Raw genomic sequence first — 15,727 nt, 5'->3', positions numbered from 1 at the left:
AGCCGTCGCGAGGATGAACTCGGGCGCCTGGCGCTGGCGGCCAACACCCTGCGTGATTTTCTTGCCGACACCGTCGGTCGGCTCAAGGACAACGCCGAGGAGCTGGAGAGCGCCAGCGGCCAGCTCAGCCGTATCGCCAGCGACATGGCCCATGGCACCCATGATCAGTTCCAGCGTACCGACCAGGTCGCCACGGCCATGCACGAGATGTCCGCCACCGCCCAGGAAGTGGCCCGCCATGCCGCCGATGCCGCCCGCGCGGCGGACGAGGCCGACCACAGTGCCCAGGCGGGCGAGCAGGTCATGCAGCGCACCATCGACACCATTGCCGTGGTCAACCGCGAGATCGCCGGCACCGCAGCGGTGATTCGCCACCTGGAAAACGACAGCACGCGCATCGGCAAGGTGCTTGAAGTGATTCGCGGCATCGCCGAACAGACCAACCTGCTGGCGCTTAACGCCGCCATCGAGGCCGCCCGTGCTGGCGAGGCCGGGCGGGGTTTCGCGGTAGTAGCCGACGAGGTACGCAGCCTGGCCCAGCGCACCGCGGCATCGATCGCCGAGATCCACCAGATCATCGAGGCGGTGCAGTCGGGTGCGGTGGAGGCGGTAAAGGCTATCGAAAGTGGCCGGCAGCGCAGCGAGGAGGGCGCCGAGCAGGTGCAGCACGCCGGGCAGATGCTGCAGCGCATCACCACGGCAGTTGAAGCGATACGCGACATGAACCGGCAGATCGCTACCGCAGCCGAGGAGCAGACCAGCGTCGCCGAGGATATCTCGCGCAACCTGGTCGAGATCACCCGCATCGCCACCGCCAACCAGGAGGCGGTGCAGCAAACCGAGCAGGCCGGACAGCGCCTGCATGGACTGTCGGGTCAGTTGGGCGAAGTGACTTCTCGATTGACCGCTTGAATCGCCATTGCGGTGCGCCGATGCGACTTGCACCGCGATGCTTTTGAGGGTGGGGAAATCCGCCATATTCGCATGTCGCATCAGTTACCTGTGGCGGATTGTCGCCATCCATTGGTTGGCCGAGGACGCTGTGGGCGGCGTCAGCCGTGGCCCCGCCCGGGCTGGCACACTCCCTGCTTTACGGCGCCCCGGGCCAAGGCCCGAGGCGATCGTGCCCCGATTTCGCGAAACTCCTGCCAACCACAACAACAACCGGGCGTGCACACCGGGGGCAACGACTGCCAATCCTTCACTTCAATTGGATTGAGCTAATGAAAAGAATCCTGCTGACGCTCCTGTGCCTGAGCGTCATCGGCTGCTCCAAGCCCGCGGAGCCACAAAAGTCCGTCGATGTCCTGCTGATCGGCGGCGGCATCATGAGTGCAAGCCTCGGCACCTACCTCACCGAACTGGAACCGAATTGGAAAGTCGACGTCTACGAGCGCATGGACCAGGTCGCCGAAGAGAGTTCCAATGCCTGGAACAATGCCGGTACCGGCCACTCGGCGTTCTGTGAGCTGAATTACACCAGCGTCGGCAAGGACGGCAGCATCGACATCAGCAAGGCGGTCAATGTCAACGAACAGTTCGAGGTGTCCAAGCAGTTCTGGGCCTACCAGGTCGAGCAGGGCGTGCTGAGCAACCCGCGTTCGTTCATCAACAACGTGGCGCACATGAGCTTCGTCTGGGGTGACGAGAACGTCGCCTTCCTGCACAAGCGCGTCGAGGCCTTGCAACACAGCTCACTGTTCCGCGGCATGGAGATCACCGAGGACCACGAGCAGATCCGCCAGTGGGTGCCGCTGGTGATGGAAGGCCGTGACCCCGGGCAGAAGGTGGCCGCGACCCGGATGGGCATCGGTACCGACGTGAACTTCGGCGAGATCACCCGCCAGCTGTTCGCCGCCATGACCCGCAACTCGAACGTGCAACTGCACCTGAGCCATGAAGTGCGCGATATCGTGCGCAACGACGACGGCAGCTGGAACGTGGTGGTGGCCGACCTGGCCAAAGGTGGCAAGGAGACTGCGGTCAAAGCCAAGTTCGTCTTCATCGGCGCCGGTGGCGGCGCGCTCAAGCTGTTGCAGAAGTCCGGCATCCCGGAGGCCGAGAGCTATGCCGGCTTCCCGGTCGGTGGCCAGTTCCTGATGACCGACAATGCCGACCTGGTCGCCCGCCACAAGGCCAAGCTGTACGGCAAGGCCTCGGTCGGCGCGCCGCCGATGTCGGTGCCGCATCTGGACACCCGGGTGATCGATGGCAAGGAGGTGCTGTTGTTCGGCCCGTTCGCGACCTTCTCCACCAAGTACCTCAAGTACGGCTCGTTGCTGGACATGTTCAGTTCGCTGACCACCCACAACATCAGCCCGATGATGCATGCCGGCATCGACAACATCGACCTGAGCACCTACCTGATGGGCCAGCTGATGCTCAGCTTCGACGACCGCATGGCGGCCCTGCGCGAATACTTCCCCAACGCCAAGAACGAAGACTGGCAACTGCTCCAGGCCGGCTAGCGCGTGCAGGTGATCAAGAAGGATCCCGAGCACGGTGGCGTGCTGCAGTTCGGTACCGAAGTGGTGGCCGCCGAGGATGGCAGCATCGCCGCGCTGCTGGGTGCGTCCCCCGGTGCCTCGACCGCCGCGCCGATCATGCTGACCGTGCTGGAGAAGACCTTCAAGGATCGGATCAAGAGCGCCGAGTGGCAGGCCAAGCTCAAGGAAATCGTGCCGACCTACGGCCAGAAGCTGAACAACGACCTTGAGTTGACCAACAAGACCCGCGAATGGAGCAGTGCGCGCTTGCAGCTGCTGCATGTGCCGGTGTTGCCGGAGTAAGCGCACAAGCGTGGGAGTAGGCTGGCCTGCTCCCACCGGTGATTTGCCTTTTCGCAGGCAACAAAAAACCCGCGCAAGGCGGGTTTTTTGCAGGTTTTGGTCGGAGAGACAGGATTCGAACCTGCGGCCTTCTCGTCCCGAACGAGACGCGCTACCTGGCTGCGCTACACTCCGATGTCCGAAATCCTACTGCATCGATTTTTTCAACGCAACCCCTTGTTGCAAAAAGGAGTTGCGCCAAAAACGCAGGGCTGGATCACAGCTCCTTGACGGTACGGATCTGGTCTTTGTTGATGCGCGTGCGCTTGCCGTCGAGCTGTTCGAATTCGTAGAAGCCGGAGTCGTCGTCATACGACGGGGTGTCCACCGCCTGGATCTCGCGGCCGTCGTTCAGGGTGATGACGGTTGGCGAGGCGCAGCCGGCGAGGGCGCCCAGGCCCAGGGCAAGCAGGAAGGCGGGAAGGGTCCGTTGGATCATCGTGTTTCTCCAGTGCGATGGTGCTAGATGTCATTAAGACGCAGGGCGTCCACGCAAGTTCCTTGCACAGTGCAGCATAGCGCCATCGCACCGGCATTGACCAAGAACAACGTCGCGGTCTGGGCGCCGTGGCCTGTGATATAACAGCGCACATTCCCTGTTCCCCCGCGACGGACTCCCATGAAAGCCAAGGCAGATACCCCTTTCGTAGCGCTGAATATCGCCGTGCTGACGGTCAGCGACACCCGTACCTTCGATACCGACACCTCCGGCCAGCTGTTCGTCGATCGCCTCGGCGCCGCTGGCCATCACCTGGCCGAGCGCGTTCTGCTCAAGGACGATCTGTACAAGATCCGCGCCCAGGTCGCGACCTGGATCGCCGATGATAATGTGCAGGTGGTGCTGATCACCGGCGGCACTGGCTTTACCGGGCGCGACAGCACCCCGGAGGCCGTGGCGTGCCTGCTGGACAAGCAGGTCGAGGGTTTTGGCGAGCTGTTCCGGCAGATCTCGGTGGCCGACATCGGCACCTCCACCGTGCAGTCCCGTGCCCTGGCAGGCCTTGCCAACGGCACCCTGGTCTGCTGCCTGCCGGGCTCGACCAATGCCGTGCGCACCGGTTGGGACGGCATCCTCGCCGAGCAGCTGGATGCCCGTCACCGGCCGTGCAACTTCGTGCCGCACCTGAAGCAGGCAGCGGCCTGTGACAGCCGTGGTTGAGGTGGCCCGGCCGTTGATGCCGGTGGAAGAGGCCTTGGAGCGGCTGCTGGCGCTGGCCGAGAAGGCGCCCATCGCCGAGACCGAACACGTCGCGCTGGCCGAAGCCGAAGGGCGGGTCCTGGCCCATGAACTGGTGGCCGGCCTCGACCTTCCGCCGTGGCCCAACAGTGCCATGGACGGCTACGCCCTGCGCCTGGCCGACTGGCAGGGCGAGCCGCTGCGGGTGACCCAGCGCATCTTCGCAGGGCATGCGCCGGAGCCGCTGGAGCCGGGCACCTGCGCGCGAATCTTCACCGGCGCGCCACTACCGGAAGGCGCCGATTGCGTCGAGATGCAGGAAAACACCGAGGTGCTCGCGGATGGGCGAGTGCGCTTCCTCGAAAGCCTGTCACTGGCCCAGAACGTTCGCCCCAAGGGCCAGGAAACCCGTGTCGGCGAACAGGTCATGAGCGCCGGCACGCGGTTGGGGCCGATCGAGCTCGGGCTGGCCGCGACCCTGGGCTACGGTACACTTGAAGTGCGCCGCCAACCACGGGTCGCGGTGCTTTCAACCGGCGATGAACTGGTCGAGCCGGGTTTGCCACTGGGGCCTGGGCAGATCTACAACAGCAACCGGCGCTTGCTGGTCAGCTGGCTGCAACGCCTCGGCTGCGAGGTGGTCGACGCCGGGATCCTGCCCGATGATCTTGCGCGCACCCGTCAGTCCCTGGCCGAGTTGGGGAGCGTCGACCTGATCCTCTCCACTGGCGGTGTGTCGGTGGGCGAGGCAGATTTTCTTGGCCTGGCCCTGCGCGAAGCGGGCGAGCTGGCGCTGTGGAAGCTGGCGATCAAACCAGGCAAGCCGCTGACCTTCGGCCATTACCAAGGGGTGCCGGTTATCGGCTTGCCGGGCAACCCAGCCTCGACGTTGGTGACCTTCGGCCTGCTGGCGCGGCCCTACCTGCTCCGCCGGCTGGGCGTGGGCAACGTCGCGCCCTTGCGGTTCAGCGTGCCGGCGGGCTTCGACTGGCCCAAGGCCGGATCCCGCCGCGAGTACCTGCGCGCGCGCATCGAGGACGGTCTTGTACGCATCTACAAGAACCAGAGTTCTGGTGTGCTGCGTAGCGCGGCCTGGGCCGACGGGGTGGTGGAGGTGCTGGAGGGCAGCACGCCCAGGCAGGGCGATGCGGTAACGTTCATCCCGTTCAGTGAGCTACTTGGCTAGCACACCGCCGTTGGCGCCTGCGCCTGCCGGTGCCAACTGGGTCAGGCGCATGTGCACGTTCTCCAACTGCTGGGCGGCGACGCTCCAGTCATGACGTTGACGGGCAAACTGACGCCCGGCGACGCTTAGCTGGCCCATGCGCCAAGGCTGATTGAGCAGTTGGGTGATCAACAGAGCCAGTTGGCCGCTGTCGTCGCTACCCAGGTAGTGCTCGCCGTTGTTCATGGCCAAACCCGAGGCGCCCTTGCTGGTGGTGATGACCGGTAGCCCGGCAGCCAGGGCCTCAAGGATCTTCACCTTGGAGCCTCCAGCATGGCGCAGGGGGGCGAAGAACAACGCCGAGCGGCGCTGCAGCTCACGCAGGTCGGGACGGTAACCTACCCACTCGATGCGTGGGTCGTTCCAGTGCAGCTTCCAGCTGGCCGGCAATGCGTGCCCGGCAATGGCCAGGCGTACCGCCGGGTTGCTCATCCATACCTGGGGCAGGATTTCTTCCAGCGCCCACTCGATCGCTTCCAGGTTGGCGCCGTACTCGAAGTTGCCGACAAACAGCAGGCGTTGGCTATGTGGGGTAGGACATACGTCCTGGTAGTGGTCGCAGTCCACGCCATTGACCACCACATTTACCGGGCGGCCGCTGATCTGGCCGATCAGTTCGGCATCGTGAGCGCTGACCGCCACCACCTCGCTGGGTTGGCGCAGTACCCGTTGTTCCCAGCGCCGATAGCGCCAGCGGTCGAAGGCGTTCAGCGGACGCAACCACAACGGCAGGCGGTCATGGCAGGCGGCACCCATCACCGACTCCAGGTAATGCTCACTGAGCATGTACGGCAGGCCCCTGGCCTGCAGGGCCCTCTCGAACGGCTGGAAGCTGTAGCTGTGCTCGATCTGGATCACATCCCAGGGTTCGTCCAGCAGTTGTTCGAACTGGTGTCGCAGACAAGGCGCCAAACCATTGATGATGACCCGCATGGGGTAGTCGATTATGGGTGAGGCGAACAGGTTCATTGGGCTGTTCAGTGCTCGCCTGGGCAGTACGATCAGGCGTTCCACCAAGGGTTCCAGGGCTTCACGCGCGCTATCGCTCAAGGGGATCTTGGACTGCACCAGCAAGGTGATCCGGTGGCCATGCTGCGCCAGGGTGCGCAGCAGGTGGTACTGCCGGGTCTTGCTGCCACTGGTGGTGGGCCAGGGCAGGTAGGGCAGGGTCCAGAGTATGCGCATGAGCCTGAATCCTCGCGGTTGGCCGGTTGCCGGCCCTGGATGGCAAAAACGCGCCCTCTGGCAGTCAGGCAGGTGCTGCCGCCGCCGGGGCGCGTCCATAGATATCAGTAAAGCGTACGATGTCGTCTTCGCCCAGGTATTCGCCGCTTTGTACCTCGATCATCACCAGGTCGATGACACCGGGGTTGGTCAGGCGGTGGCTGCGCCCAGGCTTGATGAAGGTGGATTCGTTGGTGTCGAGCAAGAACTCCTCCTCGCCATTGGTCACGCAGGCCATGCCGCTGACGACGATCCAGTGCTCGCTGCGATGATGGTGCATCTGCAGTGACAGCGATTCACCCGGGCGCACCATGATGCGCTTGATCTTGAACCGCGGGCCCTCCTCGAGCACGGTGTACAGGCCCCAGGGGCGGGTTACGGTGCGGTGCAGTCGGTAGGCGTCATGGCCCTGATGCTTGAGCTGCTGGGCAATCACCTTGACTTCCTGGCTGCGCGCGGCATCGGCGATCAGCAGTGCGTCGGGGGTATCGATGACGATCAGATTGTCCAAGCCGACCGCGCCGACCAGGCGTCGTGGCGAGTCGATGTAGCAGTTGCTGACATCATGCAGTACGGTTTCACCGTTGCAATGGTTGCCCTGGTCATCGGTCGGGCGCAGTTCACGCACCGCCTCCCAGCAGCCGATGTCGCTCCAGCCGATGTCACATGGCACCACCGCCACCTGGGCGGATTGTTCCATCAGGGCGTAGTCGATGGAGATGTCGGGTGTCAGGGCGAAGCATTCGGGATCGAGTTCCACTTGCAGGCCGGACGGTCCCTCCTTGACCTGGCTGTGTTCCAGGCAGTGGGTCACGCTGTGCAGGACTTCGGGGGCATGCGTCTGCAGTTCCTGCAGTACGGTGCCGACGCGCAGGCAGAACATGCCGGCATTCCACAGGTGTCGGCCACCTTCGAGGTAGCCCTGGGCGGTCTCGGCGTCAGGCTTTTCAACGAAGCGGGCGACCCGAAAAGCGCCGGCTGCCAGCGTCTGGCCTTGTTCGATATAGCCGAAGCCGGTTTCGGCGCGGGTCGGCAACAGGCCGAAGGTGGCCAGCCAGCCTTGCCCGGCGAGCGCCATGGCCTGGCACACAGCGGCTTGGAAAGCCTCCTGGTCCTGGATCAGGTGGTCGGCAGGCATTACCAGCAGCAGGCAATCCTCGCCGTACTGTTCGGCGCAGTGCAGCGCTGCAGCAGCGATGGCGGGGGCGGTGTTACGGCCCATTGGCTCGAGAATGAAATCGTGGGCTACGCGTTGGGTGCCAACCTGGCGATATTCGTCCTGGGTGCGGAATACCACCTCACGGTTGGTCACCGTGAGCACGCGCTCGACCCCAGGCAGGTTGCTGGCGCGGTTGAAGGTCTTCTGCAGCAGGCTCATGCCGTCGGGAAGACGCATGAACGGCTTGGGCATCGCTTCGCGCGAGACCGGCCACAATCGGGTGCCGGCGCCGCCAGCGATGATGCAAGGGATCAGAACGCTCATAGTCACAGCCTCGAATCGGGGCGCTGCGGGGCAGCGCAATGCAAGGAAATCACGACCTGTCAGGCGTCTGGCGGCGCAAAGTCAATAAAATGACTTTTTTGGGCGGCATCTTCCATGAAGGCCAAATATTTGTCGAATGATGCGCCTGTCGCGAGCGGCTTTCAATGGCAATTACGGGAAACGGCGGTTTTTGGACGGGGCATGCAGCAATCCGTGTGCGTTCATGGTCGAGATTGCAGTAGGGCATTTCTGTGCATTTTTCCGGGAGGGCAACATGAGCGAGCGCAAGGCATTGCTGATCCTGCATGGCAAGCAGGCCACCAACGAGGACGTGCGGGCCGCGGTGGGCCAGCTGCGGGAGCGTGGCTGGGAGTTGGATGTGCGCCTGACCTGGGAGGGCGGTGATGCCCAGCGCCTGGTCGGGGAAGCACTGGCGGAGGGCTATGCTCACGTGGTGGCCGGCGGCGGGGATGGCACATTGCGCGACGTGGCCGAAGCCATGGGGCTGGCGGCCACCCAGGCCAGCCTGGCGCTGTTGCCGTTGGGTACGGCCAACGACTTCGCCAAGGCGGCGGGAGTCCCCCTTGAACCGCAAGCGGCCCTGGACCTACTGGAGGTGCCGGCGCGTGCGATCGACTTGGGGCGGGTGGGCGACCAGCTTTTCCTGAACATGGCGACCGGTGGATTCGGCACCCAGGTCACCGCCAATACCTCCGAAGACCTGAAGAAAGTGCTGGGTGCTGCGGCCTACCTGTTCACCGGGCTGTCGCGTTTCAGTGAGCTGCAGGCGGCCTCGGTGGAGCTGCAGGGGCCTGGGTTCCAGTGGCAGGGGGAGTTGCTGGCGCTGGGGATCGGCAACGGTCGCCAGGCCGGTGGCGGGCACGTATTGTGCCCCGAGGCCAGTGTGGATGATGGCCTGCTGGACGTCGGTATCCTGCCGGCGCCGCAGGAAATGGCTGGAGCCCTGCGCGAGCTGCTGGCTGGTGAGGGGTTGTTTGTGCGCGCCCGTTTGCCGTGGGTGGAGATCAAGGGCGCCCAAGGGCTGGACATGAACCTCGACGGTGAGCCCCTGCAAGCGGCAAGCTTGCGTTTTGAAGCGCTGCCAGGGGCGTTGCGTGTGCACTTGCCCAAGGATTCACCGTTGCTCAGTCATCCAGGCTGATGATTTTTTCGCGCACTGCGAACAGCACCAGGCCTGCTACGTCGTAGATCTGCAAGCGCTTCATGATCTGCGAACGGTGGGTTTCCACGGTCTTTATCGACAGGCCCAGACCGCTTGCGATCTCCCGGGTCGATTTGCCGCGCACGATCAAGCGCAGGATCTCCAGCTGACGCGCGGTCAGGTTGTGGCCGTCGTTGCTCGGCTGGCGGCCGTTCTGGGCGCGCAGCAGCGCCTGGTTGATCACGGTGTGGGCGATGGCCGGACTGAGGTAGCGTTCGTCGTTGCGCAGGGCAGTCAGCGCCTGTTCCAGTTCGGTGGCTGTGGTGTCCTTGAGCAGGTAGCCATGGGCGCCGCTTTCCAGTGCGCGCATGATCAGTTCCGGGTCGGTGTGCATCGACAGGATCAGGACTTTGCAGGTGCAACCGTTTGCGCGTAGCTGCGTTAGCGCGTCCAGGCCACTGGTCGAGCGCATGGAAATATCCAGCAGGACAATGTCCGGCGCCAGGCGCAAGACCTGCTCAAGGAGTTGTCCGCCGTCATCGGCTTCGCCGATCACGGTATAGCCGGGAATGTCCGATACCAATGCCCTGACACCAGCGCGAATCAGGGAGTGGTCGTCCACCAGCAAGAGATTACAGGTCATCGGTAGCAGGAGTCCTGGCGCGTTCTTGGTTGCGGGGTGGCCATGGGAAAAGTGCGTCGATCCGGGTGCCCTGGCCAGGTTGGCTGGTGATGGTGAGACTGCCCTGCAGTGCTGTCACCCGTTCCTGCATGCCAGCCATGCCGCGCAGGCCGCTCTGCGCGGGGGCCTGCGCTGGTATGAAACCGCCGCCGTCATCTTGGATCGACAGGGCCAGACCTGCCGAGGTGCGCTGCAGGCGGACCACCAGGTTGCGAGCATGTGCGTGGCGGAGCATGTTGGTGACCGCTTCCTGAGTGATGCGAAAAGCCGCCATGGTGACTTCCTCGCTGATGCCGCCCAGGCGTTGGTGGCATTCAAGGCTCCAGTGCACCTCGGTGTTTTCAAGGGTCCGTAGCAGGTGCGCGCGCAGGCTCGCCTCCAGCCCCAGGCTGGCCAACTGGCGCGGGTTGAGGATTGTGGAAACATCGCGCACGTTGCTCAAGGTCAGGTCCAGCGTGCTGCGCAGGGCGGTGCACTGCTCTTGCAGTTCGGGCGGTACCCGGCGTTGCAACCAGTCAACCTGGAGCTTGGCTGCGGTCAAGAGTTGGCCAATGTCGTCGTGCAGTTCGCGGCTCAGTCTCTGGCGCTCGCTTTCCTGAACCTTGAGCATGCGTGTGGCCAGCTCGGCGGGGCGCAGGCTGATCGAGCGCGCCCAGTGGCGCAGGTGCCAACCTATGCCGATCATCGCCAGTAACTGGAGCAGTAGCAGGCTGGCCGACAGGGGGAGGGTGCGCAGGTACGCCACCAGGTTCGCTCCCAGGGAAGTAACGCACAGCAGGGCAGTCGTCCAGCGGAGCAGGGCAGCTCTGGGGCGGCAATGCTGGAGAAACTTCAAGCGTGGAGGCATAGGTACGGAAGCCACTGTGTTATAGCGGTTAGGGGCGTTGCACACGTCTGAAAGAGGTATTACCGCCCACCTTCGTCCAAGTTCAGGTGCGGATCCAATCACCGATAACCTGGGCGCGCATGTTCGAATGCGCGCATGTTATCACTTTGGTTGAATTTGGTCGCGGGGGATAACTGCTTGAAACCTCGTATTTTCCGGGCTGTGGCGGACCTGGCGGACAAGGGCTTGGCTAGCAGAGTGCCATTATTAAATTATGTTTCCATCGTACATTGAGTAACTAACGATTCACGCTGATGAAAACATTTGAAAAAACTTGTGCGCACTTTGCCAAGTTCATTTCAGGGCGAGTTAGTTGTAGCTCGAAAGCTCGGTTAGTGCGCTCGGGTGGGCGCACTGAGGTCCTGATCCAGATGGGGATGAGCGCAGGGCGCGCCGGTCTGTCGGCAATCCGTGCACAGCTGCGTGGACGGCTGCCCCAAGGCGGTGGCCAGCTCGCTTAATAGCAGTTGTTGTTCCTCGGTGTCCATGTCCAGCTGGCCGGTCTGCGGATCGAGCAGCTCCAATTGCCAGTCGAGCAGGGTCAGGCAAGCGGCGAGCACTGGCAGGCTGTCGCCGCTCAGATGCTGCTGGGCACATGCGGGCGCGAGCAGCTGTTGCAAGGTGAACGCATAGTGAGCCACCTCGTGCAGGTCAAGGGTATCGGCGCGCCGGGCCAGGGTGTCGAGTGCCGCGTTGAGGCTCTGGCAGGCATCAGGATCGTTGCTGATCAACTCCAGGTGCTGCAGGCATTCCTGGGACCTGGCCAGCAGGACCTGTGCATCCTGCAGAAAGGCCGCCACGGCGGTGGTGTGCAGTGGAGTGCTATCCATCATGGCTCCCCACCCTCGGGGATTGCCGTACCAAGATGATCGCTCGCAAAAGCCTGACTCCGTTCATGCAGTGAGAATGGCGTCACATTAATGGCTAATGGATATTGCGAACATCAGGTTGCACCCGATTGCCACTAAGGGTTTCCCTGATGAGGTTTCAGGCTGATCGTTCGTTGCGAACGACGGAGGTGGCAGGATGTGGCAGCAGTAAAGCATGATGGTAAAGTGATATCAATCACCCCGCATGGCTTTTTCCATCAGGGGTCAAGCTGTGCCCTTGTCCGCCGATACAGGGGGATGCATTCACTTTTTCCCGACTCACGCCTGGGGGCTTCCAATGGCTGGCATTCTCGACACGGTAGACCAACGCACGCAACTGGTGGGTGAGAACCGCCTGGAAATCCTCATGTTCCGGCTGGCTGGCCGGCAGTTGTTCGCCATCAACGTGTTCAAGGTCCAGGAGGTGCTGCAACTGCCCAAGCTGACCCTCATGCCGCAGCGCCATTCCTTCGTCTGTGGCGTGGTCAACCTGCGCGGCCAGACGCTGCCGGTGATTGACCTGTCCCAGGCGATCGGCATGCGCCCGCTGCAGCCGGGGCCGAACAGTACCATCATCGTCACCGAGTACAACCGCTCGGTGCAGGCGTTCCTGGTGGGGGGTGTGGATCGTATCGTCAACATGAACTGGGAAGCCATCATGCCGCCGCCGGCCAGTGCTGGCCGCCAGCACTACCTCACGGCAATCACCAAGGTCGACGAGCAGTTGGTCGAGGTCATCGATGTGGAGAAAGTGCTGGCCGAAATCGTGCCCTACAACGCCAAGGTCTCCCGCGACAAACTCGAAGATCCGGTGCTGGCCCGCGCCCGCGGTCGCGAGGTGCTGCTGGTGGACGACTCCACCGTGGCCTTGGCGCAATTGCGCGATACCCTTTCGCAACTGGGAGTGAAGCTGCACGTGGCCAGCGACGGTCTGAAGGCGCTGCGCCTGCTCAAGGGCTGGGCCGATGCCGGGGAGGATGTCTGCGAGAAGCTGCTGATGGTCTTCACCGACGCCGAGATGCCCGAGATGGATGGTTACCGGCTGACCACCGAAATCCGTAACGATCCGCGCCTGCGGGGTCTCTATGTGGTGCTGCACACATCGCTGTCGGGTAGCTTCAACGAGTCCATGGTCAAGAAGGTCGGTTGCGACAACTTCCTTTCCAAGTTCCAACCCGATCGCCTGGTGGATGTGGTGCGTCAACGCCTGAGCCTGGACAAAGCCACGGTGTAACGACGGCACCGGTCCGGTATAAGCTTGGTGTTTCGACTGGCGCAAGGTGGCAGGGATGTTTCTCAGTGCATTGTATCGGTACCCGGTAAAATCGGCTCGGGCCCAGTGCCTGCAGGCGTCCGCTGTCGGCAACTTGGGCCTGGACGGTGACCGGCGCTGGCTGGTGGTGGAGCAGGAAAACGGCCGCTTCCTGACCCAGCGCGCCTGGCCCCGGCTGGGGCAGGTTGGCGCCAGTTACGGCGAGCAGGGTCAACTGCTGCTTCAGACGCCGGGGCAGACGCCCTTGGAGGTGCCGGTACCGCCCGCCGACGAGGCCCTGCGCGGTATCACCATCTGGCGCGACACCTTGCGCGTGCCCGATGCTGGCGATGCCGCCGCGGCCTGGCTCAGCGAGCTTCTGGGCAAGGCGGTAAGGCTGGTGTACTGCCCCGAGCAGCGGGCCCGCTACTTGCCCAGCGGCTACGGCCTCAACAGTGACCGGGCAGCCTTTCCCGATGGTTTTCCACTGCTGCTGATCGGCCAGGCCTCGCTGGATGAGTTGAGCCGTCGGGTGGGGCGCCCCATGGACATGCTGCGGTTTCGCCCGAACCTAGTGGTCGAGGGGGCCGAGGCCTTTGCCGAGGACTGCTGGAAGCGCATCCGTATTGGCGACATGACCTTCCGCGTGCTCAAGCCGAGCGTGCGCTGCATCCTCACCACCCTCGATCCTGCCACAGGCGAACGCAGCCCGGACCGTGAGCCGTTGACCACGCTCAAGACGTTCCGCGAGAAGGAAGGCGATGTGCTGTTTGGCCAGAACCTGGCGGTGGATGGCGAGGGAGAGCTTAAGGTGGGGATGGCGGTTGAGGTCCTCGAGTAGCGCCATCGCGGGGCAAGTCGCATCGGCGCACCGCCGCTCCCACGTTAGCGTGGGAGCGGGGTGATGGCATTCCGATCACATATCGTCGAAATACCGCTCATGCCAATCCACCAGCGGCTGCGGTGAATTGAGCTTCTGCCCGTAGATGACCGAATACGACAGCACGTTCTGCACGTATTGGCGCGTCTCGTCGAACGGAATCGATTCGACCCACACATCGAAGCTCAGGTGCTTGGCGCCCTTGAGCCATTGGCGTACACGCCCGGGACCGGCGTTATAGGCGGCCGAGGCGAGCACGCGGTTACCGTTGAACTGGCTGTGTACCTGGCTCAGGTAGGCGGCGCCAAGCTGGATGTTCTTGTCCGGATTGAACACCTGCGCCGGCGAAGCCAGCGGGATGCTGAACTTGCGTGCGGTTTCCTTGGCGGTGCCCGGCATCAACTGCATCAAGCCGCTGGCGCCGACACTGGAGCGGGCGTCTTCCATGAAGGCGCTCTCCTGGCGGGTGATGGCGAACACCCAGCTCGAATGCAGGCCGCGAACCTTGGCCTCGCGTACCAGGGTGTCGCGGTGGGCCATGGGGAAGCGAATGTCCAGGTCGTCCCAGTACTGGGCCTGGCTGATGGTGCGGATGGCTGGGAAGTACCAGCGCATGTCGTAGGCCAGCCGGGCTTGGGCGACCATTTCGTCACGGTTGAAGTGGCGGCTGACGTGATACCACTCGCGGCGCCCTTCGACGATCTGGCCACGGGCGTGGAACTCCAGTGCACGACGGATGCCAGGGGTGTTGCGGACTTTGTTGGTCACCGCCTGGCTCAGTGCCAGCGGCTTGTTGTTCAGCTGATAGGGCGTTTGTGCCCGGTCGGCGGCGAGGAAACCGTAGAAGTCGCGCTCGCGTGCGACGTTCTTGTACAGCAGCGGGACCTGGGGATTGTTGGGCTGGGCCAGCTCCAGGCTGCGCGCCTGCCAGTACTTCCAGCGGTTGCTGCTGGCCAGGTCCTGGGGCAGGCGCCTGGTCAGTTCGTAGGCTTCTTCCCAGCGCCCAAGGCGCAGCAGCAGGCGCAGGCGCCATTCGCTGACGGTGTTGTCGCGCAGTTCCGGGTCGTAGCGGGTCATCAGGTCCAGGGCGCGCGGGTCGTAGCGGCGGGCCAGGGTCAGGCCAATCTCGCGGGCGATGGCGACTTTCTCGTCACGGGAGAAGTGCATGCGCTGGGCATAGTCGTCGAGCAGCGCCATGGCTTGCTCCGGGTTCTGTCGGGCCAGGCGGCGAAGGCCAAGGCTGACCACATCGGACATCGCCTCGTTGACGGGTGTGAAGCGCGAAGGCTGGTTGAGTAGCTCAGGTTTCTGCGCCACGTCCAGCAGGAGTTTGCCCTGGGGGGCGAGCGTTGTGAGGGTTTTTACCAGGTTGTTGGCCAGGCCGTAATTGCGTGCCTGTGCCGCAAGCTTGGCGCGCTGCCAGCGCTTGGCCTCGGTCAACTGACCTTCGGCGGCCCACATGGCGAACAGGGTGTCGCAGGCTGTGGGCTGGGACTTGCCGACGTTCCACAGTTTTTCCGCGCTGGCGAAGCCTTCGGCGCGCAGGCCATGGGAGAGCTGATACTGGCCGTTGAGACAATCCAGTTCGGTGAAGTTGAGCTTGGGGTCGTAGTAGCGGGTGAAGGTGTTCCATTCACCGCGCTCGGCCAGCCAGCGCAACCAGCGCAGTTTCATCCAGTTGGCCTGGGGCAGGTCGCCGTGGGCCTTGAGGAAGCCCTCAATCTCTTCGTTGCTGGCGCTCTTGAGGCGCGCAGTCAGCTCGTCGTAGGTGAGGTAAGGCGTGAGCGGGTAATCGCGCAGCGCCTGCGCATAGCGCAGGTAGGGGCCCTTGTCGCCCTTGGCCAGGGCGCGCTTGGCCTCGTCGTAGTATTGACGTTGCTGGGTGATGTCGGCGGCCTGTGCGACGCTCGCGGCGAGGGTGGTCAGCAACAGGCAGGAAGCAATTTGTAACAGGCGGCTGCGCATGATACGTCCGGGCAGTGGAACCATGGAAAGTGACGGCGGAGCCAGCACTGTTGAGTATTACTGCTTAGCTTAGCCGTTTGCCGGTGGCCGGCGA

General features: G+C 63.6%; 13 protein-coding genes, 1 tRNA gene and 1 pseudogene. 7 read left to right on the top strand and 8 right to left on the bottom strand.

The annotated features are described in order from the left end of the window. Window positions 1–144: 144 nt before the first annotated feature. Complete coding sequence (locus C3F42_RS30190; RefSeq protein ID WP_371041490.1) at window positions 145–912, top strand: methyl-accepting chemotaxis protein; 768 nt, start codon at window positions 145–147, stop codon at window positions 910–912. A 311-nt stretch (window positions 913–1,223) separates the two neighbouring features. Further along, window positions 1,224–2,789: pseudogene (mqo, locus tag C3F42_RS06710) on the top strand (malate dehydrogenase (quinone)). 97 nt (window positions 2,790–2,886) lie between these two features. Here mqo and C3F42_RS06705 read toward each other — a convergent pair. Further along, window positions 2,887–2,963: transfer RNA gene (locus tag C3F42_RS06705), tRNA-Pro, on the bottom strand. Window positions 2,964–3,045: 82 nt separating this feature from the next. Then, window positions 3,046–3,267, bottom strand: coding sequence for a YgdI/YgdR family lipoprotein (locus C3F42_RS06700; protein WP_023632528.1), 222 nt, complete (start codon window positions 3,265–3,267; stop codon window positions 3,046–3,048). A 180-nt stretch (window positions 3,268–3,447) separates the two neighbouring features. On the opposite strand from C3F42_RS06700, the gene moaB reads away from it, so the two are divergent. Continuing rightward, window positions 3,448–3,987, top strand: coding sequence for a molybdenum cofactor biosynthesis protein B (moaB, locus tag C3F42_RS06695; protein WP_038705737.1), 540 nt, complete (start codon window positions 3,448–3,450; stop codon window positions 3,985–3,987). A gap of 16 nt (window positions 3,988–4,003) precedes the next feature. Next, window positions 4,004–5,191, top strand: a complete 1,188-nt coding sequence (glp, locus tag C3F42_RS06690; RefSeq protein WP_104445290.1) for a gephyrin-like molybdotransferase Glp — start codon at window positions 4,004–4,006, stop codon at window positions 5,189–5,191. Here the strand turns inward: glp and C3F42_RS06685 are convergent. Both C3F42_RS06685 and C3F42_RS06680 read right to left on the bottom strand, forming a co-directional pair. Continuing rightward, a complete protein-coding gene (locus C3F42_RS06685; protein ID WP_104444214.1) occupies window positions 5,180–6,415 on the bottom strand; it encodes a glycosyltransferase family 4 protein in 1,236 nt (411 codons plus the stop codon). The genes glp and C3F42_RS06685 overlap by 12 nt on opposite strands. 64 nt (window positions 6,416–6,479) lie before the next feature. Next, a complete protein-coding gene (locus tag C3F42_RS06680) occupies window positions 6,480–7,937 on the bottom strand; it encodes a mannose-1-phosphate guanylyltransferase/mannose-6-phosphate isomerase (protein WP_094010559.1) in 1,458 nt (485 codons plus the stop codon). Window positions 7,938–8,211: 274 nt separating this feature from the next. On the opposite strand from C3F42_RS06680, the gene yegS reads away from it, so the two are divergent. Continuing rightward, window positions 8,212–9,099, top strand: coding sequence for a lipid kinase YegS (gene yegS / locus C3F42_RS06675; protein WP_104444213.1), 888 nt, complete (start codon window positions 8,212–8,214; stop codon window positions 9,097–9,099). On the opposite strand, the gene C3F42_RS06670 is transcribed toward yegS, so the two are convergent. From C3F42_RS06670 to C3F42_RS06660, 3 genes are all read right to left on the bottom strand, one after another. Further along, a complete protein-coding gene (locus C3F42_RS06670; protein ID WP_023629954.1) occupies window positions 9,083–9,742 on the bottom strand; it encodes a response regulator transcription factor in 660 nt (219 codons plus the stop codon). The genes yegS and C3F42_RS06670 overlap by 17 nt on opposite strands. Beyond that, on the bottom strand, window positions 9,732–10,628 hold the full coding sequence (locus tag C3F42_RS06665) for a sensor histidine kinase (protein ID WP_023629955.1): 897 nt from the start codon (window positions 10,626–10,628) through the stop codon (window positions 9,732–9,734). Before C3F42_RS06665 ends, C3F42_RS06670 begins: the two co-directional genes overlap by 11 nt. 371 nt (window positions 10,629–10,999) lie before the next feature. Further along, window positions 11,000–11,497, bottom strand: coding sequence for a hypothetical protein (locus tag C3F42_RS06660; protein WP_031314870.1), 498 nt, complete (start codon window positions 11,495–11,497; stop codon window positions 11,000–11,002). Between the two features lie 337 nt (window positions 11,498–11,834). Here C3F42_RS06660 and C3F42_RS06655 point away from each other — a divergent pair, with 337 nt between their 5' ends. Together C3F42_RS06655 and C3F42_RS06650 are read left to right on the top strand one after the other, a co-directional pair. Then, complete coding sequence (locus C3F42_RS06655; RefSeq protein WP_104444212.1) at window positions 11,835–12,770, top strand: chemotaxis protein CheV; 936 nt, start codon at window positions 11,835–11,837, stop codon at window positions 12,768–12,770. 55 nt (window positions 12,771–12,825) lie between these two features. Next, window positions 12,826–13,629 (top strand): MOSC domain-containing protein, encoded by an 804-nt coding sequence (locus tag C3F42_RS06650; protein ID WP_038705741.1) that lies wholly within the window; start codon window positions 12,826–12,828, stop codon window positions 13,627–13,629. Window positions 13,630–13,704: 75 nt separating this feature from the next. Here the strand turns inward: C3F42_RS06650 and C3F42_RS06645 are convergent, their stop codons facing one another. Beyond that, window positions 13,705–15,633, bottom strand: a complete 1,929-nt coding sequence (locus C3F42_RS06645; protein WP_038705742.1) for a transglycosylase SLT domain-containing protein — start codon at window positions 15,631–15,633, stop codon at window positions 13,705–13,707. Window positions 15,634–15,727: the final 94 nt, after the last annotated feature.

It is taken from the genome of Pseudomonas sp. PONIH3 (genome assembly GCF_002934345.1).
Taxonomy (GTDB): domain Bacteria; phylum Pseudomonadota; class Gammaproteobacteria; order Pseudomonadales; family Pseudomonadaceae; genus Aquipseudomonas; species Aquipseudomonas soli.
This window is presented reverse-complemented; position numbering and strand designations above follow the sequence as displayed.

Bases quoted from the DNA above. Each gene is read 5' to 3' on its own strand.
- C3F42_RS30190 (WP_371041490.1), top strand. From the start codon at position 145: ATGGCCCATGGCACCCATGATCAGTTCCAGCGTACCGACCAGGTCGCC.
- C3F42_RS06700 (WP_023632528.1), bottom strand. From the start codon at position 3,267: ATGATCCAACGGACCCTTCCCGCCTTCCTGCTTGCCCTGGGCCTGGGC.
- yegS (WP_104444213.1), top strand. From the start codon at position 8,212: ATGAGCGAGCGCAAGGCATTGCTGATCCTGCATGGCAAGCAGGCCACC.
- C3F42_RS06680 (WP_094010559.1), bottom strand. From the start codon at position 7,937: ATGAGCGTTCTGATCCCTTGCATCATCGCTGGCGGCGCCGGCACCCGA.
- C3F42_RS06685 (WP_104444214.1), bottom strand. From the start codon at position 6,415: ATGCGCATACTCTGGACCCTGCCCTACCTGCCCTGGCCCACCACCAGT.
- C3F42_RS06665 (WP_023629955.1), bottom strand. From the start codon at position 10,628: ATGCCTCCACGCTTGAAGTTTCTCCAGCATTGCCGCCCCAGAGCTGCC.
- C3F42_RS06660 (WP_031314870.1), bottom strand. From the start codon at position 11,497: ATGGATAGCACTCCACTGCACACCACCGCCGTGGCGGCCTTTCTGCAG.
- C3F42_RS06670 (WP_023629954.1), bottom strand. From the start codon at position 9,742: ATGACCTGTAATCTCTTGCTGGTGGACGACCACTCCCTGATTCGCGCT.
- glp (WP_104445290.1), top strand. From the start codon at position 4,004: ATGCCGGTGGAAGAGGCCTTGGAGCGGCTGCTGGCGCTGGCCGAGAAG.
- C3F42_RS06645 (WP_038705742.1), bottom strand. From the start codon at position 15,633: ATGCGCAGCCGCCTGTTACAAATTGCTTCCTGCCTGTTGCTGACCACC.
- C3F42_RS06655 (WP_104444212.1), top strand. From the start codon at position 11,835: ATGGCTGGCATTCTCGACACGGTAGACCAACGCACGCAACTGGTGGGT.
- moaB (WP_038705737.1), top strand. From the start codon at position 3,448: ATGAAAGCCAAGGCAGATACCCCTTTCGTAGCGCTGAATATCGCCGTG.
- C3F42_RS06650 (WP_038705741.1), top strand. From the start codon at position 12,826: ATGTTTCTCAGTGCATTGTATCGGTACCCGGTAAAATCGGCTCGGGCC.